The sequence below is a fragment of the Paraburkholderia solitsugae genome, assembly GCF_013177695.1.
Classification (GTDB): Bacteria; Pseudomonadota; Gammaproteobacteria; order Burkholderiales; family Burkholderiaceae; genus Paraburkholderia; species Paraburkholderia solitsugae.
The window spans coordinates 1-21,097 of the sequence record NZ_WOEY01000121.1 but is presented as its reverse complement, the minus strand read 5'-3'; the positions used below and the strand labels follow the sequence as shown (position 1 = coordinate 21,097).

Genomic DNA, 21,097 nt, shown 5'->3' with positions numbered 1-21,097 from the left:
CTTGGCCGTAGACGGCAGCGCATGGCTGTTGAGCGTGAGCACCGGCACGGGATCGACGTCGATCACACGGATCGCGGAGGCGTCGTGCGTGGGCGGCAACGGCAGATCGGGCGCAATCTCGCGCAGCACCGAGGCGACGAGCGGCGCTTCGGCGAGCGAGATCGGCGGCATAGCGAGGTAATCGGGCAACTGCTGGAACGGCAGCGACGACTCGACGATGCCCGCTTCATTGCCGACGCCGTCCACATACCAGACCGGCTCGGTGGGCAGCACCATGGTGGCGCGCGGCTCGGTACACAGCACGGGCCGCAGGCGTTCGTCCGCGAGCGGCTCCCATTCGATCCGACCGGGCCGATCGGTACCGCGCGACAACGGAGTCGGCACCTCGCGGCCTGGCGCCGGTTTGAGCTCGAAGAACAGGCGCCCCGTGGCGATCAGCTTTTGCAGCATCTCCGCGCCGCTCGTGCCGCGCAGAATGAACTGACCGAAGTCCTCGCGCGAGCGGCCCAGCCACAAGCCGCGCAGGATCGACAGGTCTTCGTCGGAGACGAATTTGGGTTGCTTGAGCAAGGCCGCTTCCACATTGCCCCAGGGCTCGTCGACTTCGACAATCGTGCCGTCCGGATGGCAGCGCGCCCGGTACAACACGACCTCATGGCGCATGTGGAATTTGGACCAGTTCAGAAGATAGGCCAGCGTTTGGGTGCGCGCGGCGCCCGCCTTCTGGGCGACCGCATCGGCGGCCTCGGTGCGCGCGCGAAAACGCTCCAGCCAGCTGACCAGTTCGGGGCGCACACCGGACGACGGCTGCACCGCCGTTCCGGACGGCGCCTGCGGGTAGCCGGCGGGTGAGTGCTCATCGGCGTCGATGTCGACGTGGGTGATGTGGTCCATCTCATCGTGATACTCGAGCTCGGCGAGCAGCAGCGCGGCGACATGCTTGCAGTTGCGGCCGACCGGGCAACTGCAGTCGCCCTGCGCCCACGGTCTGCCGCCATCGGTGCGAAACCGAACCCGCGTGTGGTAGGGCAGCACGCGCGTGCCTTGCACGTAGCCACTGAGCGTGTCGCCACGCCACTCCACCTTCGTGACGGCGCCGACCGAGCGCGCTTTGGCGACGGTGTGGTCACCCAGCCATTCCGTAATCCGTTCCCGATCGAAGAAAACTGACGACATCAGGGTCCATTCCTTTTCAAGCCGGCGAAGGCGACGCTGCGTGGACGCAGAAGCGGCGCGGCAGGCGATGAATGGCAACTGCCCGCGCAGTTTCGGTCCCGCATAGATTGCCCGTGGTAACCCGCCATTTTACGCGTTGGACGCAGTAGGCTGTGGAGGCGGCTTTGTTGCTGGCTTTGAAGGCGGCCTAAGGGACAGATGGCGTGGCAGGACTAGCGCGCCGCGTCAGTGGGTGGGCCGACCCGATTACCGTTTCCAGCGTCCGGCTCGGCGCCGCCTTGCGCAAGCGCGCCGACGCTGACTTCCAGACCCGCTGCGGCAAACATCTGGGCAAGCGCAGGAGCCAGCGCCTGGTCGGTGACCAGCAGATCAACCGAATCCGGGCCGAAAGCGTGTACCAGCGCGCTATGACCGAATTTCGCGTGATCCGCCGCGACCACGCGCCGCTCAGCCTGCGCAAAGGCGGCAACCGAAAACGCCACGTCGGCGGGCAGCGCATCCATGAAACGGCCCTGCATATCGATCGCGGTGACCGAGACGATCGCGTAACGCACGTGAAACTGGCGCAGGAAGGCCAGCACGCTGTCGCCAAAAGCGGCGGAGTCGTCGGCGCGCAGTTCGCCCCCCGCGATGAACACCCGATTGCCGTTGCGCGGTGCCAGCACGCGGGCCACTTCGATGGAATTGGTCACCACTGTGAGCCGCGAACGCGCCGTGAGCGCCTGAGCGATATGCAGACAGGTCGTACCACCCTCGAGGATCAGCGAGTCGCCGTCCCGCACGAGTTCGCCGATGCGCGCGCCAATCGCCTGCTTGCCCGCGCGGCTTGCCACCATGCGCCGCTGGAACGGCGGCTCGTCGAGCCGCTCGGGCAGCATGATGCCGCCATGGACCTTGATGAGCAGTCCGTCGGCGATCAGCGGCTTGATATTGCGGCGAATGGTCTCGTCGGAAACCTCGAAGCGGCCGGCAAGATCGGTGATCGTGCAGGTGCGCTGCTCGCGGACGAGTCGCAGAATTTCGGCTTGGCGTTGGGTGGAGAACATGGGGTGGAGACCGGGATGACGGCGCCCAGTCTAGCAAACACCTCATAGTTCGCCAAGAAATCCCAACGCATTCCCATACAAAACCACATATACGACACTAAAACGACACTAAAGCTCAGCCCGCCCTCACTTCCGCCAGCAACTCCGGATGCCGATCCAGCACCTTCAACAGTTTGATGAGCGCGAGCGGCGGCCTGGTCTTGCCATTCTCGTACCGCGAAAAAGCGTTCACCCCGCCGCCGAAAATTTCCGCTGCCTCGCGCTGGTCCAAATCAAGCTTCTTGCGTACGGCGGCAATGAATGCGGGATCCACTTGCGATGCATTTACCTCCTTGTTGAAGGCCAGCATCATTTGACTCGTGCGGGTCGCCTCGTCCATGTCGAGCACCGCCTCTTCGCATGCCCGGCAATAGTCGCCAGTGACGGCTTCGAAGATGGCCGTCTCCCCCTTATAGACATAGCGCATATTGCGCGTATCGCGCACCAGCTCGGCCGCTCCGCAGTTCGGGCATTTCATGCTCACCACTCCTTGAATGACCCACTTCTCCCGTCGATATTAACCTACTTGGTTATAAAAAGGCGGCGTTGTCGTCTGCTGCCGACGCAGCCGCCACCACCTTTGGATCCCGCACCAGTCAAATCGATCGTTGCTTTTTGCCAAATTTTGTTGCAATCTACGCGCATTAATTCAACTCATTCCAACACATGTCCACACCCATCCCCACCCACGCGCGCGTTGTCATCATCGGGGGCGGCATCATTGGCTGTTCGGTCGCCTATCACCTCACCAAACTGGGTTGGAGCGATGTGGTTCTGCTCGAACAGGGCCAACTGTCGTGCGGTACGACCTGGCACGCGGCCGGGCTCGTCGGCCAACTGCGCGCGCAGGAAAGCATGACCAAACTGATCCGCTATTCGACCGCCCTCTACGCCGAACTCGAAGCCGACACCGGCCTTGCGACCGGCTGGAAGCAATGCGGCTCGCTCTCGGTGGCCCGCACGGCCGAGCGGATGACGCAACTCAAGCGCACCGCCGCCGTCGCGCGCGCCTACGGCGTGGCCTGCGACGTGATCAGCCCGCAGGAAGCCGGCGATCTATGGCCGGTGATGCGCACCGACGACCTGCTCGGCGCCGTCTGGCTGCCCGGCGACGGCAAAGCGAATCCCACCGACCTGACCCAAGCCCTTGCCCGCGGCGCCCGCACGCGCGGCGCGCGCATCGTCGAGAACACGCGCGTCACGGCGATTCACACGCGCACCGCCCTCGAAGACAAGGCAAACGGCACGACAGGCGCACGCGAAGTCAGCGGCCTCACCTGGCGCAACAAGGACGGCGAAGAAGGCACGATCGACGCGGACATCGTCGTGAATTGCGCGGGCCAGTGGGCCAAGGCGATCGGCCGCCTGTGCGGCGTGACCGTGCCGCTGCACTCGGCCGAGCACTACTACATCGTCACCGAACGCATCGCCGGCGTGCACCCGGACCTGCCGGTGATGCGCGATCCGGACGGCTTCATCTATTTCAAGGAGGAAGTGGGCGGCCTCGTGATGGGCGGCTTCGAGCCGAACGCGAAGCCGTGGGGCATGAACGGCATCCCGGAGAATTTCGAATTCCAGTTGCTGCCCGACGACTGGGGTCAGTTCGAAATCCTGATGGAAAATGCGCTGCAGCGCGTACCCGCGCTCGAAACGGCGCAGGTCAAGCAGTTCTACAACGGTCCGGAATCGTTCACGCCGGACAACAACTTCATGCTCGGCGAAGCGCCGGAGTTGCGGCGCTTTTTCGTCGGCGCGGGTTTCAATTCGATGGGAATCGCGTCGGCGGGCGGCGCCGGTATGGCGCTCGCCGAATGGATCGTCGCGGGCGAACCCACGATGGACCTGTGGCCGGTCGACATCCGCCGCTTTGCGCGCTTTAACGGCAACGACACGTGGTTGCACGATCGCGTAAAGGAAACGCTCGGTCTGCACTATGCGATGCCGTGGCCGAATCGCGAACTCGACAGCGCGCGACCATTTCGCCGCTCGCCGTTGTATTCGCTGCTGCGTGACGACGGCGCCTGCTTCGGCAGCAAAATGGGCTGGGAGCGCGCCAACTTTTTCGCGCCGACGCCGGCAGAAGCACAGATCGATTACGCGTTCGGCCAGCAGAACTGGCTGCCGTGGAGCGGCGCCGAACATCACGCGTGTCGCGAAGGCGTCGCGCTATTCGACATGACGTCGTTCTCCAAATTTCTCGTCAAAGGACGCGATGCGGAAGGTGTGCTGCAAGGCATCGTCGCCAATGACGTAGCCGTGCCGCCAGGTACGACGGTCTACACCGGCATGCTCAATGAGCGCGGCACCTACGAATCGGATTTCACGCTCACGCGCCTCGCCGACGATCAATACCTGCTCGTCACCGGCACCGCGCAAACCACGCGCGATTTCGACACCGTCGAAAAAGCAATTCCGCACGACAAACACTGCACGCTGGTCGACGTCACCGGCCAATACGTCGTGCTCGCCGTGATGGGCCCACGTTCGCGTGAGTTGCTGCAAAGCGTTTCGAAGGCGGACTGGAGCAATGAGGCGTTCGCGTTCGGCCAAAGCCGCGAGGTCGATCTCGGCTACGCGACGCTGCGCGCCACCCGCCTGACCTACGTCGGCGAACTCGGTTGGGAACTGTACGTGCCGGTCGAGTTCGCTCTCAGCGTGTACGAAACATTGCAACAAGCGGGCAAGGCATTCGGTCTCGTCAACGCGGGCTACTACGCGATCGACTCTTTGCGCATCGAGAAAGGCTATCGCGCATGGGGCCGTGAGCTGACGCCGGATACGAATCCGTTCGAAGCCGGTCTGTCATTCGCCTGCAAGCTCGATAAAGACATCCCGTTCCGCGGCCGGGATGCGTTGCTGAAATTGCGTGCCGAACCGCTGCGCCGCCGTATGGTGGTGCTCACCGCTGACGGCGCCGCGGATCGCATGCTGTGGGGCGGCGAAGCCATTCTCCGTGACGGCAAGCCGGTCGGTTTCGTCAGTTCGGCCGCGTTCGGCCACACGCTCGGCTGTCCGGTGGCGATGGGCTATATCAACAATCCGGATGGCGTGGCGGATGCGGCGTATCTGAACGGCGGTCAATACATGATCGACGTTGCCGGCGATCTGCTGCCGGCGACCGTGCATCTGAAGGCGCCCTATGATCCGCGCTCGGAACGGGTGAAGCGCTAACGCGCGCCACGCGCCATACTCGAAAACACCCCATCGCGGCGGATCAAACCATGAAACAGCGCCGCCGCGAGATGCAACAGCACCGTGGCGAACAGTGCGAATGCGAGCCATGTGTGCAGTGCGCGCAGTACCGCGAACAGTTCGACGTTGTGCGGCGCAATCGGTGGCAAATGCAGCGGTCCATATAACGTAATCGGATATCCCGCTGCGGATAGCATCGCCCAGCCGATCAACGGCATCGCCACCATCAGCGCATAAAGGACGAGATGCGACAGCCTGGCGGCGATGCGCTGCGGCGCTGGCATGTCTGCCGGCAGCGGCGGACTGCCGCGCCTGATGCGCACGCTCGCGCGCAGTACCACCAACACCAGCAGCGCAATGCCGAGCGGCTTGTGAATTGCGATCAGCGTGCTATGCGCATGCGACACCGTCGCAACCATCCCCACCCCGACGAACAGCATCGCGATGATCAGCGGCGCCATCGTCCAATGCAGGGCTCGCGCGAGCGGACTGAAATGTGCTTGCGTCTGCTTCATGACTGGCCTCCGTTTGTCTGCGTTTGGTGGATCGCCGGATGCAACGCTTCTTCGCGCGTGCGGCGCTTGTACGACAGCGCGTAAGCAGCCGAGCGTGCGGCAAGCAACGGATCGTTCGAAGGCCGGATGCCCACCGGCAAGATGGTCGGATCGAAATTGACGTCGCGGCACGTACCGTCCTCCTGCGACATCGCGTGATCGATCACCAGCGTGCCGGCATCGATATGCTGACGATCGTCGGGCCATTGCATCGTCGCGTCGTCGATGGGATCGCCGGGCTGCGCGACCGTCAGGATCAGATGCCAGCGCAACGGTCCGCTTTGCAGGCGCTGGTTGAGGTCGGCCGCGAGGAAATTCTTCTCTGCCTTTTGCGCATCGGAGATCGGCGCATACGGCGTTTCAGGGACCATCGCCCAACGCACGGCGCGAGTATTGCCCGCACTATCGGTAAACCGGAATGCGTTGATGCTGTAGTACGCGGCGTTCGCCAGACTCGATGACGGCGGATGTGCTTTCACCCAGGTCTGAAACGGTTTGGTTTCTGGATTCGCGGCGTAAAACGCCTTCAGCTTCGCCGGGTCCGGTTTGCCGGTCGCGGCATCGGGTTTCGCCGCAACCAGTTGCTGATAGAACTGCTCGGGCGTATGAACAGCGAATACAGGTGTCGAATTCATTCCCGTTCGCCACTGCTCGCCATTCTGCAGTTGGAACAGCAGTGCCATGCTGCGCACCGGCGAGCTCGTGTCGGGCGCGGACGGATTGCCGCCGGGAACCGCAAAGCGGCCTATGACCGGCGTGCGGCCGGGCGCAAACACGGCGGCACGCGAGAGTACCGCGCCGTCGCCATTGCTGTCGAAATACCCCTCTACGCACAGGCCCTTTGCATGGTTGCGGCGGTAGCCGGGATGCGGCTGGCCGGCCACCGCTTCGAACGTATTGATGAAACGCGGCGCAGTAAGCCGCGCGGGCGTCAGCCAGCCCGCCGTATAGGCGAAGCCGCCGGCAAGGACCGCGACGACGGCGCCGATCGCGGCGAGCCGGCATGGCACGCATAGGGGATCAGAATTGGGAACGGATGGTTTTGTCACGACGACTCCTTGACGCTCGGAAAGATGCACTCATCGGTGAACACTGAATTCAGCGATCTATTCCGTTCGATATCCGGCGCGCCCGTTCGCGCCGCGCGCCGGATATCGATCCCTTCAATTGGCGTTACCCATCGCCGCACTGCCGTTCGCGACATGGCTCGCGGCGGCCGCCTGTGCAGCAAGCGCTTCCTTGTGGTGCGCGACCTGCTGCGCGAAGACGGGACTCACATCCGGATACGATGCATCGGTCACATAGTCAAGACCGTTCTGCTGGGCTTCGATCAATTCCTGGTACACCTGAGCACGTGTCTTACCTTCTGCAAATGCGCTCGACGAAGCGGTGAGAACGACGAGGGACAACGCGGCAAAAGTGATTTTCTTCATGATGAACTCCAGTGAGTTTTGTGCGGGTTTGCATGAGGGAGAACCACGTTCCGCGAGTTTTTATTCCTGCGTTTTCACTTCAGAAAAAACATCTCTCGAACGCGGAAGAAAACAGCGTGAGAACGGGTTTACTCGTCGTTCGGCTGTGTCATAGCGGCGTGGCGACCCCATCGAAAAAAGCGCGAGAAGAGCATGGAATAAACGCGGTCCCGCATGTGTTCGCCACTCGATAGCTGAAATCCGACGAACGCCGACACCATGACCTCAACCGACGCCCCCTCCGACTCGCCGCTTTCCGAAGCCGACATCCAGGCCTATGCCGATGGCACGCTGACGCCGGAACGCGCCGCGTTTCTGCAGGACTATCTGGGTAAGGATCCGGCGGAGGCGCGCCGGGTGGCCTTCTACGGCAGGCTGAACGCGCAAATGCAGCAGGCCTTCCAGACAACTGACGAACACGTTTCGAACCGTACGGAAGGAGGATGGCGCGGCACGCTCTACCGGTTGAAGGCCGCGAGGCGTCCGGGCAAGGCGGCCAAAGCGCTCGCGGCGCTCGTTCTGACGCTGGTGGCCGTGAGCGGCTGGCTTGCCGCCACCCAGGCATCCCGTCAGGCGCTCAACAATGCCGCTGTGATGGCGCTGGCAGAATCCGCCGCCGCACCGTATTCCGCCGCCTCGCCGACGCGAACCGACGTGTCCGCACCCAACCTCGCAGCAATCGGATTGCGACTCGTGGATCAAAGGGTTCTATCGCTCGGCCCATTCCAACGCGCCACCGAATTCGTCTATCTGAACGGGGACAACCGGCCCGTCGTGCTGATTTCCACGCTGGCGCTGCTGGCGCCGGCCCAGCCGCAGTGGGCCGCCCGCCGTATCGGCGAGATCCGCCTGCTGACCTGGACGGCGCAGCGGCAGCACTTCGTGGTCGCCGGCGACGCCCGCACCCACGGCCTGATGCGCGCCGCCGACGTCATGACCGTGCGGTAAGCCGTTGCCAGTTTTTTCGCAACGCTCTAAAAAACAACGGAATAAAATGCGCCCACGCGTGTTTGCACCTCGAATGCGCGTGGTGGTTCAATCGACGGCCGCCCACCCGGCGGCCCACGCGAAGCCCCACGATTGGGATGAAAAATGGATGTCCGTGACGAGTTGATAGAGCATGTGCCGCGCTTGCGGCGCTATGCGCGAGCGCTGATCAACAATCGCGATCTCGCCGACGATCTGGTTCAGGACACGCTCGAACGCGCGCTCGGTCGCACCGGCATGTTCCAGCCGGGCACCGACCTGCGTGCGTGGCTGTTCACGATCATGCATAACGTGTTCGCCAATCAGGCGCGCAAGGCTTCGGCGCGCGCCGTCCACGTGGCGGTCGACGACGACAGCGTCCACGAAAGCGAATTTGCCGTGCCGTCCGATCAGACCCGTTCGCTGGAAATGCGCGACCTCGACTACGCGTTGCAGCGTTTGCCCATGGAGCAGCGCGAAGTCGTGCTGCTGGTCGGTCTCGAGGAAATGAGCTACGCCGACGTGGCCCTCGCGCTGAACATTCCGATCGGCACGGTGATGTCGCGCCTTTCGCGCGGGCGCGAGCGGCTTCGGGCATTGATGGCGGGCAAGCAGCCCGGTGCAAAATTACAGGTGGTGCGATGAGCGACCAACACACGCCGATCGGCGAAGAAGATCTGCACGCGTACGTGGACGGCACGCTGTCCGACGAACGACGCGTCGAGGTGGAGCGCGCGCTCGAACAGAACCCCGAGTTGGCGGCGCGCATCAGCGATTATTTTTCGCTGAACAACATGTTCCATGAACGCTACGACCGCGTGCTGAGCGAGCCCGTGCCCAAACGCCTGCAGACGCCTTCGGCCAGAGGGCGCCGCTGGCGCATTGCCGCCAACTGGCCGCAGTTCGCCGGGATGGCCGCGGCGCTGGTGACGGGCGTGGGCATCGGCATAGGCACGCATATGGGGCAGGACGTCGTCGCGCCGGTCACCGGCCACTCGGATACGCGCCCTGTCAGCCTGGATAGCGCCGAAGGTTTCGCACGGCAAGCCGCGGTGGCGCATGTGGTTTATATGCCCGCTGTCGACCGTCCGGCCGACATGAATGCCAATCACGAACAGGATTTCGTGCAGTGGCTGTCCAACCGGCTCGGCACCAATGTGCATCCGCCGATTCTGTCGAAGAGCGGTTTCAACCTGTCCGGCGGCCGTCTGTTGCCGGGCGCCGATGGGCCGACCGCGCAGTTCATGTATCGCGGGCCAAACGGCGAACGCGTGACGCTGTGCATTTCGCATCGTCAGGTGAACGCGAACACCACCGCGTTCAAGCTGTATCAGGACGGGCCGGTGAACGTCTTCTACTGGGTCGACGGTGACTTTGGCTATGCGGTGTCAGGTGGGATCGATCGCAAGCAGCTGTTGCAACTGTCGCACGACGTGTACTCGCAGTTGACGGGTGCCGCGCCGGGTTGAGATGCCACGCCACGTCGCGATAGCGGGTTCAGTTCGCTGAACCGCTGTCGCGATCGAGCGACGCGGCGCGCATCGCGTCGCTCGGATTGGTGAAGAACTGCTGACGCAGTTGCGAGATCTGCGCATCGCGTTGCTGAGGCGGTAAATCCTGCTTGTCGATCTGTGCGCGCTGGTTCGAGTAGTCCGCGTAGCGGGCTTGCCAGGCGTCGTCGGCTTGCTGCATCTGCACGACACGTTGCGCTGCTTCAGGCCCAAGTGTCTGCGTGATCTGCGCACGTAGCGTATCGAGCGAACCACCCTGCTTTTGCGCCTGACCGATCGCGTCGAGTGCGGCTTGCTGCTGGCGCGCACGCTCGTGGGCCGCGCGTGTTTCCGGCGGCAGTGCCGCGTCCAGCGCAGCGAGACGTGCCGCTTTTTGCGCGGCGCTCAACGAACTATCTGACGCGATGCGCAGGCGCGCCAAATCCGTGTGTTGCTGCTGCGATTCAGCGCCGAAGAACGGTTCGTTCCATTCGCCCATCAAGCGGGTGCCTAACGCGTCGCGCTGGTCGAGAGAGAGTTGCAGCGCGTCGAGGTCCAGCTTTGCGCCGCTCTGGCTCGGGCTCTGGCTTTGCGTCGAGGAGGTTTGCGGCAACTGGTCGAGCGCCGTGAGATATGCGTTGTAGCGCTGCCAGACGTTCACCGCTTCGTCGGCGGCCGGTGTGCCGTCGAGTTGCGCGGCGATCTGGCGACGCACCAAGGCGTCGAGCGTTGCGGAGGAGATTTCGTTTTGCGTCGTCAGGAAATAATCGAAGAAGTCGCGCACCGCGCGCGTGCGCGCGAGGTGGCCGTGTCCATCGGTTGGCAGATGCGGCGGCGTCGAACCGTCGAGCGAAGCGGGCAATGCGCCGGCCATCGACGCGCCGGCTGCCATGTCCTTGTTCAAAGCGAGCGCCGGTTGCGCAGAACTCGCTGCATTCACCACGTGCAGCACTGACGCATCATGCGCGGGCAGCGGGTGGTTCAGCCATAACGCAGCGCCCGCCGACACCGCACCCACCGCCACGAAAATCAGCCACTGACTCCGCGCACTGCCCCGCTGCCGATCCCATCGCCGCATCCGTTCACACGCCTTGTGTCTTCAGGCGGTTTGCCTGCGTGCGGATCACCGCGACTGGATCCGCTGCATTCGCGCCGCGAACGCCGAGCAACTGGTTGATTTCGTCGAGATGGTTCCACTTGTAACTCGTACCGAGCACCTTGCCATAGAGCGCGCTGCACACCGAGACGAGGCCGTCGTTCTGCCCCGACTGGCGGCTCAACATGATCGCGCCGGTGCCGTACAAAACGAGTGTTGACGGATCGAGCACGTCAGCCGCATCGATCGGCGCGACACTGGTGTCGGTGGCGCCCGGAATGCCGAACACCGAGGTCGGCTGAATCGCACTGCCCGCCCACGAGTACAACAGATGCGTGTTGCCGTTGACGGTTTCGGTTGCCACGCCGGTTTGACACGAACCGGGCGCGCCGAGTCCAGCGCTCGGATAACGCAGGTTGTATGCCGCCGCGTTAGCCGTGGTCAGCGTTTGCAGCGCGGCGACCGCGTTCTGGTTGGTGTTGTGATTGCTACTCGTCAGGATGCCGAATATATTCGCAAAGGCGCCGATAATCGGTGTCGAGAGACCGGTTGGGTCCTTTTGCAACGCGTCCTGCACGAAGTCGGCGAATTCCGAGCCGCGATGCGGCGTGCCGATCGTCGTGACCGAAGCGACGAGTTCCGGCGCTACCGCCGCGACATAGCGCGAGGTCAAGCCGCCCTGGCTGTGGCCGATCAGGTTCACCTTCTGCGCGCCGGTCGCGGCAAGCACCTGCTTCACGTAAGCGAGTAACTGTTCGCCGCGGCCGTTCGGACCGTCGTCGCTTTGAAAGCCCGAGAGGTTCGCCACATACACGGTTGCGCCGTGCTGCTGGAGGTCGGACTGAATGCCGTACCAGTAGTCGAGCACGCCGAGGTACTTGTCGGTCCCTGTGAGGCCATGTACCAGGATGATCGGATAGCGGGTTGCCGCGTAATCGTCGGTGCTGGTGTTTGACGTCGCGGCGACCGCGCGATCCATGCCGGTTGGCGTGGCAAGCGTCAGAAGAACGGCGAGCGGAGCATTGACAACAGCAGCAGCGATCGCCCAGGCGACGATGCGAGAACCCTTCGATTTCGACATGTGACGGCCTCCGGTTGCGAAGTCCGCGTATTTAGCTATACAAATCGAGTGAGGGCAATAGAGCGGGAACTCCAAACTATTTATGCTGCGGTGCGTTTTTAAGGTTTAGCGGGGTGTGGCGATGCGGCGGGCATTGAAGGATTCGAGTTCGATAATGCTGCTGGGATTCGCGCCTGACTTGACCAGCTCCCGCGGCGTCACCCCCAACAACCGCCCCAGCCAATGCGCCATATGACTCTGATGCGCAAAGCCCGTCTCCAGTGCGATCTGACTCGCGTTCAGCCTGCCTTGAAGCAATAGCGCTCTGGCCCGCTCCACGCGCCGCTGCACCACATACTGATGCACCGGCATACCGAGCGTTTCGCGAAACAGCACCTTGAAATGCGGCACGCTCAACTCGGCGTGCGCAGCCAGTTCGCCAAGCGTGAGGCGCTGATCCAGGTGCGCTTCGATAAACTCGATCACGCGAGTAGCGGTCTTCGGCGCAAGCATGCGGCGTTTGTTTTCGAGCTTGTCGAGCACCGGCGCGCTGGCGATCAGCCGTACCACCATCGCCGTACACAGGCTTTCGGCGTAAAGCGGATCGGACGCATCATCGGCTTCGAGTTCGGCGCGTAACGCCCAGGCCAGATGTTGAAAGCGCGGATCGCGCATCTGGAACTGCGGACGAAGCTGCGCTTCGCTCGTTTTCAATTCCAACTGCTCGACGGTCCTCTGCGCGAAGTCTTCGTCAATCCACACACTGAAAATCGTGCAGGCGGATTCATCGGTCCACTGTCCGTCAACGCCAGCGGGAATCACATCGGCATCGCCATGCGCCTGAATCCGCGAGAGGCGACGCTCGCTGCATATGCAACGCGCCTTCACCGGCGCGCCGACATGCACGCCCACACGATGATGCTTGAGCGCCGGAATCCGGTGCAGCCCGGCCGACACGTTGACCAACTCCGCGCCGAAGCCCTGCCAGCCGAGCGTCTTGCTGGAGCGCAATGCGATGCGGGAACCAGTGTGCGGCTGCGGTATCGGTGTCACGGCATTCATGTGTTCCCCTGGTAGATGGCGGCCAACGAGTGTGCATTGTCCTGCGTTTTTCGCGGCTTTGCTTGGGCTCGCACCGTCTCAACGCGCATGCTGCGCTGCCGCAGGAGAAAACAATCATCCGAATCTGCGCACCACGATCCGTGCCCGCGCGTTTTCCACTCCCCGCCTCCCTAAGATGACGGCATACCGATCCAGTCAGGAGCTCAACGTGTTTGTGATCTTTGGAGCAGCAGGCAATGTAGGCAGAGTGAGCGCCGCGGCATTGCGCCGGGCGGGCCGTGAAGTGCGCGCGGTGGTCCGTGACAACAGGCAAGGTGAAGTGTTAGCGGAGATCGGCTGTGAAATCGCCGTCGCGGATCTGCTCGATCCAGCCTCGGTCGCGCGCGCTATCGAAGGCGCCTACGCGGTACAGATCCTGTGCCCGGTGCCGCGCGCACACGCAGATCCCGGGGCCGAGATGCGCCGCATGATCGACGCGAGCGCGAAGGCGTTACTCGCCAACCCGCCGCAACGCCTGCTCGCGCTCTCGGACTACGGCGCGGAACACGCAAGCGGCACCGGTATCACAACGCTGTTTCACTACCTCGAAACTCAACTCGCGCCGGTTGCCTCGCAGTTGACGTTTCTGCGCGCCGCGGAACACATGCACAACTGGGCCCGCGTATTACCGATTGCGCTCGCGAGAGGCGTACTGCCGACGCTGCATCATCCGTTGAGCAAGCTGTTTCCCACGGTCGCCGCCGAGGATGTCGGCCTGCTGGCCGCCGAACTCCTGCTCGACGACAGACCGGCGAAGACGTCACCGCGGGTGGTCAGTATCGAAGGCGATGCTCGCGTTAGCCCATTAGACGTCGCACGCACGCTCGGTGAATTGGCGCATCGTCAGGTCACGGCCCTCGCAGTGCCGCGTGACGGATGGGCCGCCATGCTCCATGACGCGGGGCTTGGCGAGAACCATACGCATCTCATCATGGATCTGTACGACGCGCACAACGCGGGCCGCATCGACGTCGAAACGGAGATCAGCGAGCGGCGCTTCGGCGCGACCGCGCTAGCGGGCGTGTTTGCGGCGATCCTGGCGCGCGCCGCTGCAACTTCAACTGCAACCACAACCGCCACCCCAACTGCGGCGGCACGCTAATCGGCACTCGCAAGAGGAGGAACGGCATGCATACCTGCCCATTACTGCGCACATCGATGGCGTCGCGAAAAAGCGCGGCGCATCGAAGCCCGCGAACGCACGCGACCACGAACGCCCGCTACTGGACGGCAATCTCGGCAAGTCTCGCGGGACTGGTAGGCTGGCGAGCGCTTCGGGACGTGCTCAACGCGATTCCCGATAGCAACGACGACTTTGGCTTGTTCTGATTCGCTGCAATTCGGCCCGGCTTGGCTTGGCTTGGCTCGGCCAAGGGCTTGGGTCGGCTTGGGGTTTGAGTCGGCCAGGCTCGGTTCGATGCGTCGTAGATACGCCGCAGACACCGCGAAGGCCGCAGGCCCACTAACGCAACAGATCGACGAAATCGACGCTTCAGCACCGGCCGCCGTTTGCACCAGACGGCCGGCGCGCATGCGCCGCTTATTCGTTCTCGTCGAAGTAGTGCCCAAACTTCAACTGTTTGGTGCGGATATAACGCTCGTTTTCCTCGCGCATCGGAATCGCCAGCGCGACCCGCTCGCATACCGGAATACCATGCTTCGACAGCGTGTCGAATTTCTCCGGATTGTTGCTCATCAGGCGCACCGAGGTCACCTTGAGCGTGCGCAAAATGCCCGCCGCCGAATCGTATTCGCGCGAGTCGTCGGGCAAGCCGAGATCGAGATTAGCCTCGACGGTGTCGCGGCCCTGCTCCTGTAGCGCATACGCGCGAATCTTGTTCGACAGGCCAATGCCGCGCCCTTCGTGGCCGCGCAGATAAAGCAGCACGCCGCAGCCTTCGGCCGCGATATAACGCAGCGCCAGATCGAGCTGCTCGCCGCAATCGCAGCGATACGAGCCGAGCACGTCGCCCGTCAGGCACTCGGAGTGCAGGCGCGTCAACACGGACGACTGGTTTGCGACGTCGCCCATTACGAGCGCGAGATGTTCGGCGCCGCTTTCGCACACACGAAACACGTAGGAGGTGAACGTGCCGTAGCGCGTGGGGAGCGTGGCGGTAGCGTCGAGAATGACGCACTCGCCGTTGATTGCGCCGTCTGCTGCTGGCGACGGATCGTGAGACGTGAGCATGGCGTTGGACAGTGGTGCTGACATGAACCCGATCAAACCGGGGATAAGGTATGGACTGGGAGTTTACCGCTAATCGGCGAACAGCACCCGGATGTCCATGCGACGCGCAAGGAACCGCCGCGGCGCGGCGCCACTCGCCAGCGCTAATCCAGGTAAAACGTGCCACGCGCCACAGGTATTCCCGAAGTACTTCGACAGCGCGTCGGGCCTATACTGGAATGGCCTGTCCCTCACGACAGCGCGCCGCATCGGCGTGCTGCACTGCGAAACGGAGCCGCTCCATGACAAGCGTTGCACAGCTTCTTAAAACGAAACCGCACAACACCACCGTCTTCACGGTCAAGGCCGACGATTCCGTCTACGAGGCGATCAAGCTGATGGCTGAAAAAGGCATCGGCGCACTGGTCGTGACCGATGGCGACAGCATCGCCGGGATCATTACGGAGCGCGACTATGCGCGCAAAGTCGTGCTGATGGACCGTTCGTCAAAGGCCACGCCGGTGCGCGACATCATGACCAAAGCCGTGCGCTTCGTCCGTCCCGACCAGACCACCGACGACTGCATGGCGCTGATGACCGAACGGCGCATGCGCCACTTGCCGGTGATCGATAACGACCGGCTGGTGGGCATGGTATCGATCGGCGACCTGGTGAAGAACATCATCGCCGAGCAGCAATTCACGATTCAGCAACTCGAGTTCTATATCCACGGCGAACGGCCTTGAGGTTCGCCGCCAGGCGCACGTCGCCTGTCGCACGCGGTCGAAACAGGGCGCAAAAAAAGCCCAATCCTTGAAAAAAGCTTGGGCGAAGCTACCTTGCGGCAGCGGAGGTTCTTGAATTCTGGACCGCGACGCTGCGCGGCGCCGCGGATTCGTTCGGCTGGCGGCACAAAGTGAACAGCCGGCCACACCAGCCGGCTACCACCTGAATCAGTTACCGAAATAAACCGACTTCGGGCCGGACATCGGCTGTAGCACGCCACCCGACTGTGACGAACCGCTCACCGCGCCACCGTAACCACTGGTATTCGCGACCGGTTCCTGCGTCTGCGCGACGGCCGGGTTCTGCGCCTGCACACGGCTTTCAGCGGCTTGAATGTCAGCCGGATAGTTCGGGTCGTTGCTCGCGCCCGGGTTGTAGCCGGCTTGTTCCAGCTGGATCAATTGATTGCGGACTTCAGCGCGAGTCACGGGCTGGTCGTTCGACTGAGCGAACGCAACGACCGGGGCGGCGAGAACGGCTGCAATGGCGACTGCCTTGATGAGCGATTTCATGATGACTTACCTCCAGACCTGGTTTTTTTGCTTCCCCTGCCACACGATGTGGGAAGCGAGTGATTTCAGTCTAGTCACTCAATCATCAAGGGAAAACCCTTAATTGCGAGATATACAATTGCTCAAAACGCAAGAATTCAGCGAAATCTACCGCCTGGAACAATTGAAGCCCTAGCTTTATCGTAATAATTGTCGGGATCGTAACCCTTTGTGTCTGATGTTTCGACAATGCGCCCGCACTGAGTGTGTTTTGCTGCATTGCTTGCTGCCGAGGGTCAAATTCGCGCACTCGTCGAAGCGTCTGCATGCGGCAGCAACAGTTTTCGCGGCCCGCTGACGAACGCGCTGCCTGGTTCGAAAAATCGTAGTGGCCGATGCATTTCGCGCGACAAGCCGATACGCGTCGTCACGCCAATTGGTATATCCCCCGTCTCGATCACCCCGATCCACAGATCGCGCCCGGCGCAAAGATCACGGCCGTCGAACGACTGGTCGATGCCCAAGGCCATGGTGAGCCGGCCGGGACCGCGCGCGAGGTCGCGCAGCGGCACGCCGGGGCGCCGCGCTTCCATCAGAGGCAGGCCTTCCAGCGGCTCGATGGCGCGAAGCAGAATGCCGGCGCCGATCTCTTCCGCTTCGGCGGAGATATTCAGCATGTACGAGAGCCCGTATGTCAGCCGGATATACGCGTGTCCGGGGGCGAGAAACATCGAGCCGTTATAGGCACGGCGGCCTAGAAACGCGTGGCTCGTCGAATCGCCGACCGGATACGCCTCAGTTTCAACAATCCGGCCGCTGATACGGCCTTCGGGCAGGTCGTGCACGAGGTATTTGCCGACCATGAAGCGCGCCAGCGCGACCGCATCGAGCGGCAAATCGTCACGAAGCAATGGAAGAATGGGCAGCGGCTGATTCGGCATGGGGTCCGGACTTGTTGTGAAACGTGTTGTGAAGCGCAAAGCGCAGGGTTCGAGGGAGGCGCGACCGATGCGCAGCACACACGTTGACGGGCGTGCCAGCCGCGCCGCACCAAGCGGTAGAGCGCCATCGGCCTGCCTTCATCGGCCCATTCGTTGTATCTAAACCTCATTTCCAGGCAGCGGCGCATTCACCATGGAACTAATTGGAGTATCGTGTGTTTCCGGCCTGCAGCACAGCCTTTGCCGGCATGCGTGTGCTTAGGCCCGCCCCATCCGCTTACAGATTGAAAGAAGTTGCACGGCCCGCAGCAGCGTTCCATTCAGATTTGATCCCGCAGTACCCGCTGGTGCAGTACACCGGCCCCACCCGGGGCCGTCGTATTCATGACAATAGGAGAGAGTTGAATGAAAGCATTCCAGGCAATCAAGATGGTAGGCGGCGCGCTGATCGTTCTGGCGTCTGTCAGTGCCTACGCACAAAGCAGCGATGCGGCCGCCACGCCGGCAGCCCCGATGGCGGCTTCGTCGGCGCCTAGCGCCAAGTCGGTCAAGGCAGCCAACCGTGCGCTGGGACGCAAAGTGCGCACCGCACTGTCGAAGACCAAGGGCCTGAGCGTGACCAACATCACCGTGCGCGCGCGTGGCGGCGCAGTGACGCTGGCCGGCACAGTACCTGAGCAGCCGCAAGTCGACCTCGCCACCCAGGCGGCGCAAGCCGTGCCGGGCGTGACGTCGGTCAAGAACGCACTGTCGATCCGTCCGGTCGGACAGTAATCTGCGTTAGCCCGTCCTAGCCCTACACCCGGACGCAACGCGTCATCACGAGGCGGCGCGTCCGGACCGGAACTTCCGGTTTCTCTTTCATGAAGCGGCCAACCCCGCTGTTCTGGATCGATGGTGTTTCATCCATCGAAACCGCGCCGCATTTTTCACGCAATCCTGCGTGGCTCAGTCCTTCAGATACTGAACAGCCGCCGGTTGCCTTACCCCCTTTGCCACGGCGTCGGCACAATTCACCCCGCAGACTGACAAAGCCTCGTCCGCCGTGAACTATCCTTTATAATTTAAAGCGTTAGGATGCGTTGTTGACAGGATGGGTTAGCATTCGCGCCCGCTCGATATCTCACCGGCGCCCATCCGTGCGCACCGCGTCAGTCCCATACGAACAACGAGAACAAGCAACGAAAGGAAGCCCCGAATGACCACGCCCGCGACCGTTTTGCCCCGCTGGACCATTGCCGCGCCCTTCGTCGCCTGGATCGTGCTGGGCGTGGCGTACGCCCTGCCGGAGAACGGACTGCTGCTCGCGCTGATTGGGGTCGCCCTGTGCGCAGCCGTGTTCACGGCGGTGCACCATGCGGAAGTGGTCGCGCATCGCGTCGGCGAGCCGTTCGGCACGTTGGTGCTGGCAGTGGCCGTGACGGTGATCGAGGTCGCGCTGATCGTTTCGGTCATGTTGACGTCCGGCCCCGAAAAGGCCGGCCTCGCGCGTGACACCGTGTTCGCCGCGGTGATGATCGTCTGCAATGGGATCGTGGGCATTTGCCTGCTGGTGGGCGGCATCCGGCATCGCGAGCAGGACTTTCAAAGTCGTGGCGCTGCGGCCGCGCTGGCTGTGCTCGCGTCGTTGTCCGTGTTGACCATGGTCATGCCGAACTACACGACGACCAGCGTCGGCCCGGTTTTGTCGCCGTCGCAACTGGCATTCGCCGGGGTGTCGTCGCTGGTGCTGTATGGGGTGTTCGTGTTCGTCCAGACCGTGCGGCATCGCGACTACTTTCTTGCCGACGTCCCCGACGAGGATGTCCATGCCGCTCCGCCAAGTTCCGGTGTCGCGCTGGCAGCCGGCGGCTTGCTGGTGGTGTGCCTGGTCGCCGTCGTGTTGCTCGCGAAGGTGCTCTCACCGGTGGTCGAAATCGCAGTGAAAAACGCGGGTGCGCCGCCGGCGGTGGTCGGCATTATCATCGCCGCACTGGTGCTGCTACCCGAAGGACTTGCCGCCGTGCGCGCGGCGCGGGCCGATCGTTTGCAGAACAGCCTGAATCTCGCGCTCGGCTCGGCGCTGGCCAGTATCGGGCTGACCATTCCAACGGTCGCCGCCGTGTTTTTGTGGACCGCTCAGCCGCTCATACTCGGTATCGACGGTAAGGAAACCGTGCTGCTGATGCTCACGTTGGTCGTCGGCACCTTGACGCTCAGCAGCGGGCGCACGACGATCCTGCAAGGCGCCGTGCATCTGTCGTTGTTCGCGGCGTATCTGTTTCTGTCTTTCGCGCCCTGACGCAAAGCCTGGGGCCCGCGCTCTGCGACACAACGGGCTCCTCCTACTCTTCCCAATGCGCTGCGATCCAGTCACGAAACAGATTCAGCTTCTGCTGATGCGCGACTGAATCCGGATACACGAAGTAATAGCGCCAGCCGGTCTTGAGCACCGTATCGAACGGCCGCACGAGGCGCTTGGCCGCGACGTCCTCGTCGATCAAGGCAAGGTCGCTGATGGCGACACCGAAACCCTGCAAGGCGGCGTTTGTTGCCATGTCGAGCGTGTCGAAGCTCGGGCCGTGCTCGGCGTCGATACCTTGTGTATTCGCCGCATCCACCTCGGTCACCTTGGCGAGCCACATCTTCCAGTCGCGATGATCACGCGTTGGATGCAGCAGCGTGTGGCGCACCAGATCCGCCACCTCGTCCAGCGGTTTGTCTTTCAGCAGATCGGGCGCGCACACCGGCGTCAGACGCTCCTCGAACAAGGGCACCGCCTGCACGTCCACACCCGGCGACGAGCCATAGATGATCGCCGCATCGAACGGCTCGAGTTGGAAGTCAACGTCGTGCTGCCAGGTCGTGGTGATCTGAACGTGCAGCTCGGGATATTCGGCCTGAAAGCGCATGATTTTCGGCAACATCCAGCGCATCACGCAGGTCGGCACTTTCAGTGCGAGATCGGTGCGTTGACGCGTGAGACGCAGCGAAATCTCCTCGATACGCGCGAAGCTCTCCTTCACGGCCGGCAGCAGCAATTCGCCTTCGGCGGTCAGCGTCAGCCCTTTGGCATGGCGTTTGAAGAGCGGAAACTTGTAGTAATCCTCGAGCGCGATGATTTGCCGGCTGACCGCGCCTTGCGTCAGGCATAGATGGTCAGCGGCGCGCGTAAAGCTGCGATGCCGCGCGACGGTTTCGAAAATCTGCAGCGCGTTGAGCGGCGGGAGACGTCGCATCGGGATGAGTCCAGTCGAGATCAGAAAAAATCATTGCGTGAGTATGCGGCGTTGCGTGCCGTCACGCCCATTGAGCCCACAGGATACGCGATCAGAAATTCCCGCACGCGTTGCGCGGGGCAAATGCGCATGCATTTCGCTCATGACCTGGCCGTCGATTCCCGCTCAGGCGCGCCCGCGTGCACCGACTCAGGGCAAAACCTGCCGGGCACCGCACCAGAACCGAGCTTTCCTCATACCTCCCCCGAGCCCGCTCGCGTAAAACAATCATGGACGTTAACCCCGATACGCCACTGGAT

Annotated in this window: 21 protein-coding genes; 8 read left to right on the top strand and 13 right to left on the bottom strand. The window is 62.8% G+C overall.

Features of this window, described 5'->3' with window-relative positions; all coding sequences use genetic code 11:
- The 3 genes from GNZ12_RS30445 to GNZ12_RS30435 form a co-directional block, all read right to left on the bottom strand.
- Positions 1-1,176: SWIM zinc finger family protein (locus tag GNZ12_RS30445; RefSeq protein ID WP_172315843.1), on the bottom strand; the 1,176-nt coding region annotated here is incomplete at its 3' end.
- A gap of 212 nt (positions 1,177-1,388) precedes the next feature.
- Positions 1,389-2,222 (bottom strand): DeoR/GlpR family DNA-binding transcription regulator, encoded by an 834-nt coding sequence (locus GNZ12_RS30440; protein WP_235993929.1) that lies wholly within the window; start codon positions 2,220-2,222, stop codon positions 1,389-1,391.
- Between the two features lie 115 nt (positions 2,223-2,337).
- Positions 2,338-2,739, bottom strand: a complete 402-nt coding sequence (locus tag GNZ12_RS30435; protein ID WP_172315842.1) for a type II toxin-antitoxin system MqsA family antitoxin — start codon at positions 2,737-2,739, stop codon at positions 2,338-2,340.
- A 188-nt stretch (positions 2,740-2,927) separates the two neighbouring features.
- On the opposite strand from GNZ12_RS30435, the gene GNZ12_RS30430 reads away from it, so the two are divergent.
- Positions 2,928-5,432 carry a GcvT family protein gene (locus tag GNZ12_RS30430; protein ID WP_172315841.1) on the top strand — a complete coding sequence of 835 codons (2,505 nt, stop codon included), beginning with the start codon at positions 2,928-2,930 and terminating at the stop codon, positions 5,430-5,432.
- On the opposite strand, the gene GNZ12_RS30425 is transcribed toward GNZ12_RS30430, so the two are convergent.
- From GNZ12_RS30425 to GNZ12_RS30415, 3 genes are all read right to left on the bottom strand, one after another.
- Positions 5,429-5,968 carry a cytochrome b gene (locus tag GNZ12_RS30425; RefSeq protein ID WP_172315840.1) on the bottom strand — a complete coding sequence of 180 codons (540 nt, stop codon included), beginning with the start codon at positions 5,966-5,968 and terminating at the stop codon, positions 5,429-5,431. The two genes, GNZ12_RS30430 and GNZ12_RS30425, sit on opposite strands and share 4 nt — an antisense overlap.
- Entirely contained in the window at positions 5,965-7,056 is a 1,092-nt protein-coding gene (locus GNZ12_RS30420; RefSeq protein ID WP_172315839.1) for a catalase family peroxidase, read from the bottom strand. Before GNZ12_RS30420 ends, GNZ12_RS30425 begins: the two co-directional genes overlap by 4 nt.
- Before the next feature lie 114 nt (positions 7,057-7,170).
- Complete coding sequence (locus tag GNZ12_RS30415; RefSeq protein ID WP_172315838.1) at positions 7,171-7,440, bottom strand: DUF4148 domain-containing protein; 270 nt, start codon at positions 7,438-7,440, stop codon at positions 7,171-7,173.
- Positions 7,441-7,698: 258 nt separating this feature from the next.
- On the opposite strand from GNZ12_RS30415, the gene GNZ12_RS30410 reads away from it, so the two are divergent.
- The 3 genes from GNZ12_RS30410 to GNZ12_RS30400 all read left to right on the top strand — a co-directional run bounded on the left by GNZ12_RS30410 (position 7,699) and on the right by GNZ12_RS30400 (position 9,914).
- Positions 7,699-8,427: an anti-sigma factor family protein gene (locus GNZ12_RS30410; RefSeq protein ID WP_172315837.1), complete on the top strand. Its 729-nt coding sequence runs from the start codon at positions 7,699-7,701 to the stop codon at positions 8,425-8,427.
- Between the two features lie 144 nt (positions 8,428-8,571).
- Positions 8,572-9,090: a sigma-70 family RNA polymerase sigma factor gene (locus tag GNZ12_RS30405; RefSeq protein WP_172315836.1), complete on the top strand. Its 519-nt coding sequence runs from the start codon at positions 8,572-8,574 to the stop codon at positions 9,088-9,090.
- Positions 9,087-9,914: an anti-sigma factor family protein gene (locus tag GNZ12_RS30400; protein ID WP_172315835.1), complete on the top strand. Its 828-nt coding sequence runs from the start codon at positions 9,087-9,089 to the stop codon at positions 9,912-9,914. The genes GNZ12_RS30405 and GNZ12_RS30400 overlap by 4 nt, the downstream gene beginning before the upstream one ends.
- 28 nt (positions 9,915-9,942) lie before the next feature.
- On the opposite strand, the gene GNZ12_RS30395 is transcribed toward GNZ12_RS30400, so the two are convergent.
- From GNZ12_RS30395 to GNZ12_RS30385, 3 genes are all read right to left on the bottom strand, one after another.
- Positions 9,943-11,013: a lipase secretion chaperone gene (locus GNZ12_RS30395; protein WP_172315834.1), complete on the bottom strand. Its 1,071-nt coding sequence runs from the start codon at positions 11,011-11,013 to the stop codon at positions 9,943-9,945.
- Between the two features lie 4 nt (positions 11,014-11,017).
- Complete coding sequence (locus GNZ12_RS30390; protein WP_172315833.1) at positions 11,018-12,112, bottom strand: triacylglycerol lipase; 1,095 nt, start codon at positions 12,110-12,112, stop codon at positions 11,018-11,020.
- Between the two features lie 105 nt (positions 12,113-12,217).
- Positions 12,218-13,153: an AraC family transcriptional regulator gene (locus tag GNZ12_RS30385; protein ID WP_172315832.1), complete on the bottom strand. Its 936-nt coding sequence runs from the start codon at positions 13,151-13,153 to the stop codon at positions 12,218-12,220.
- Positions 13,154-13,361: 208 nt separating this feature from the next.
- On the opposite strand from GNZ12_RS30385, the gene GNZ12_RS30380 reads away from it, so the two are divergent.
- The gene (locus GNZ12_RS30380) at positions 13,362-14,294 is read left to right on the top strand and encodes an NmrA family NAD(P)-binding protein (RefSeq protein ID WP_172315831.1); all 933 of its coding nucleotides are present in this window, start codon (positions 13,362-13,364) and stop codon (positions 14,292-14,294) included.
- Positions 14,295-14,732: 438 nt separating this feature from the next.
- On the opposite strand, the gene ribA is transcribed toward GNZ12_RS30380, so the two are convergent.
- Positions 14,733-15,383, bottom strand: a complete 651-nt coding sequence (gene ribA, locus GNZ12_RS30375; protein WP_074289994.1) for a GTP cyclohydrolase II — start codon at positions 15,381-15,383, stop codon at positions 14,733-14,735.
- 281 nt (positions 15,384-15,664) lie between these two features.
- Between ribA and GNZ12_RS30370 the strand changes: the two genes are divergently transcribed.
- Entirely contained in the window at positions 15,665-16,108 is a 444-nt protein-coding gene (locus GNZ12_RS30370) for a CBS domain-containing protein (protein ID WP_172315830.1), read from the top strand.
- Positions 16,109-16,315: 207 nt separating this feature from the next.
- Here the strand turns inward: GNZ12_RS30370 and GNZ12_RS30365 are convergent, their stop codons facing one another.
- Together GNZ12_RS30365 and GNZ12_RS30360 are read right to left on the bottom strand one after the other, a co-directional pair.
- On the bottom strand, positions 16,316-16,660 hold the full coding sequence (locus GNZ12_RS30365; RefSeq protein ID WP_172315829.1) for a DUF4148 domain-containing protein: 345 nt from the start codon (positions 16,658-16,660) through the stop codon (positions 16,316-16,318).
- Positions 16,661-16,935: 275 nt separating this feature from the next.
- Positions 16,936-17,580, bottom strand: coding sequence for a DNA-3-methyladenine glycosylase (locus tag GNZ12_RS30360; protein ID WP_172315828.1), 645 nt, complete (start codon positions 17,578-17,580; stop codon positions 16,936-16,938).
- Between the two features lie 405 nt (positions 17,581-17,985).
- On the opposite strand from GNZ12_RS30360, the gene GNZ12_RS30355 reads away from it, so the two are divergent.
- On the top strand, positions 17,986-18,354 hold the full coding sequence (locus GNZ12_RS30355; RefSeq protein ID WP_172315827.1) for a BON domain-containing protein: 369 nt from the start codon (positions 17,986-17,988) through the stop codon (positions 18,352-18,354).
- 424 nt (positions 18,355-18,778) lie between these two features.
- A complete protein-coding gene (locus tag GNZ12_RS30350; protein ID WP_172315826.1) occupies positions 18,779-19,861 on the top strand; it encodes a calcium:proton antiporter in 1,083 nt (360 codons plus the stop codon).
- A gap of 43 nt (positions 19,862-19,904) precedes the next feature.
- On the opposite strand, the gene GNZ12_RS30345 is transcribed toward GNZ12_RS30350, so the two are convergent.
- On the bottom strand, positions 19,905-20,798 hold the full coding sequence (locus tag GNZ12_RS30345; RefSeq protein WP_172315825.1) for a LysR substrate-binding domain-containing protein: 894 nt from the start codon (positions 20,796-20,798) through the stop codon (positions 19,905-19,907).
- Positions 20,799-21,097: the final 299 nt, after the last annotated feature.

What these genes read in the sequence shown, in the direction of transcription:
- GNZ12_RS30440 (WP_235993929.1), bottom strand. Translation starts at nt 2,222, where the DNA reads ATGTTCTCCACCCAACGCCAAGCCGAAATTCTGCGACTCGTCCGCGAG.
- GNZ12_RS30435 (WP_172315842.1), bottom strand. Translation starts at nt 2,739, where the DNA reads ATGAAATGCCCGAACTGCGGAGCGGCCGAGCTGGTGCGCGATACGCGC.
- GNZ12_RS30430 (WP_172315841.1), top strand. Translation starts at nt 2,928, where the DNA reads ATGTCCACACCCATCCCCACCCACGCGCGCGTTGTCATCATCGGGGGC.
- GNZ12_RS30425 (WP_172315840.1), bottom strand. Translation starts at nt 5,968, where the DNA reads ATGAAGCAGACGCAAGCACATTTCAGTCCGCTCGCGCGAGCCCTGCAT.
- GNZ12_RS30415 (WP_172315838.1), bottom strand. Translation starts at nt 7,440, where the DNA reads ATGAAGAAAATCACTTTTGCCGCGTTGTCCCTCGTCGTTCTCACCGCT.
- GNZ12_RS30410 (WP_172315837.1), top strand. Translation starts at nt 7,699, where the DNA reads ATGACCTCAACCGACGCCCCCTCCGACTCGCCGCTTTCCGAAGCCGAC.
- GNZ12_RS30405 (WP_172315836.1), top strand. Translation starts at nt 8,572, where the DNA reads ATGGATGTCCGTGACGAGTTGATAGAGCATGTGCCGCGCTTGCGGCGC.
- GNZ12_RS30400 (WP_172315835.1), top strand. Translation starts at nt 9,087, where the DNA reads ATGAGCGACCAACACACGCCGATCGGCGAAGAAGATCTGCACGCGTAC.
- GNZ12_RS30395 (WP_172315834.1), bottom strand. Translation starts at nt 11,013, where the DNA reads ATGCGGCGATGGGATCGGCAGCGGGGCAGTGCGCGGAGTCAGTGGCTG.
- GNZ12_RS30390 (WP_172315833.1), bottom strand. Translation starts at nt 12,112, where the DNA reads ATGTCGAAATCGAAGGGTTCTCGCATCGTCGCCTGGGCGATCGCTGCT.
- GNZ12_RS30385 (WP_172315832.1), bottom strand. Translation starts at nt 13,153, where the DNA reads ATGAATGCCGTGACACCGATACCGCAGCCGCACACTGGTTCCCGCATC.
- ribA (WP_074289994.1), bottom strand. Translation starts at nt 15,383, where the DNA reads ATGCTCACGTCTCACGATCCGTCGCCAGCAGCAGACGGCGCAATCAAC.
- GNZ12_RS30370 (WP_172315830.1), top strand. Translation starts at nt 15,665, where the DNA reads ATGACAAGCGTTGCACAGCTTCTTAAAACGAAACCGCACAACACCACC.
- GNZ12_RS30365 (WP_172315829.1), bottom strand. Translation starts at nt 16,660, where the DNA reads ATGAAATCGCTCATCAAGGCAGTCGCCATTGCAGCCGTTCTCGCCGCC.
- GNZ12_RS30360 (WP_172315828.1), bottom strand. Translation starts at nt 17,580, where the DNA reads ATGCCGAATCAGCCGCTGCCCATTCTTCCATTGCTTCGTGACGATTTG.
- GNZ12_RS30355 (WP_172315827.1), top strand. Translation starts at nt 17,986, where the DNA reads ATGAAAGCATTCCAGGCAATCAAGATGGTAGGCGGCGCGCTGATCGTT.
- GNZ12_RS30350 (WP_172315826.1), top strand. Translation starts at nt 18,779, where the DNA reads ATGACCACGCCCGCGACCGTTTTGCCCCGCTGGACCATTGCCGCGCCC.
- GNZ12_RS30345 (WP_172315825.1), bottom strand. Translation starts at nt 20,798, where the DNA reads ATGCGACGTCTCCCGCCGCTCAACGCGCTGCAGATTTTCGAAACCGTC.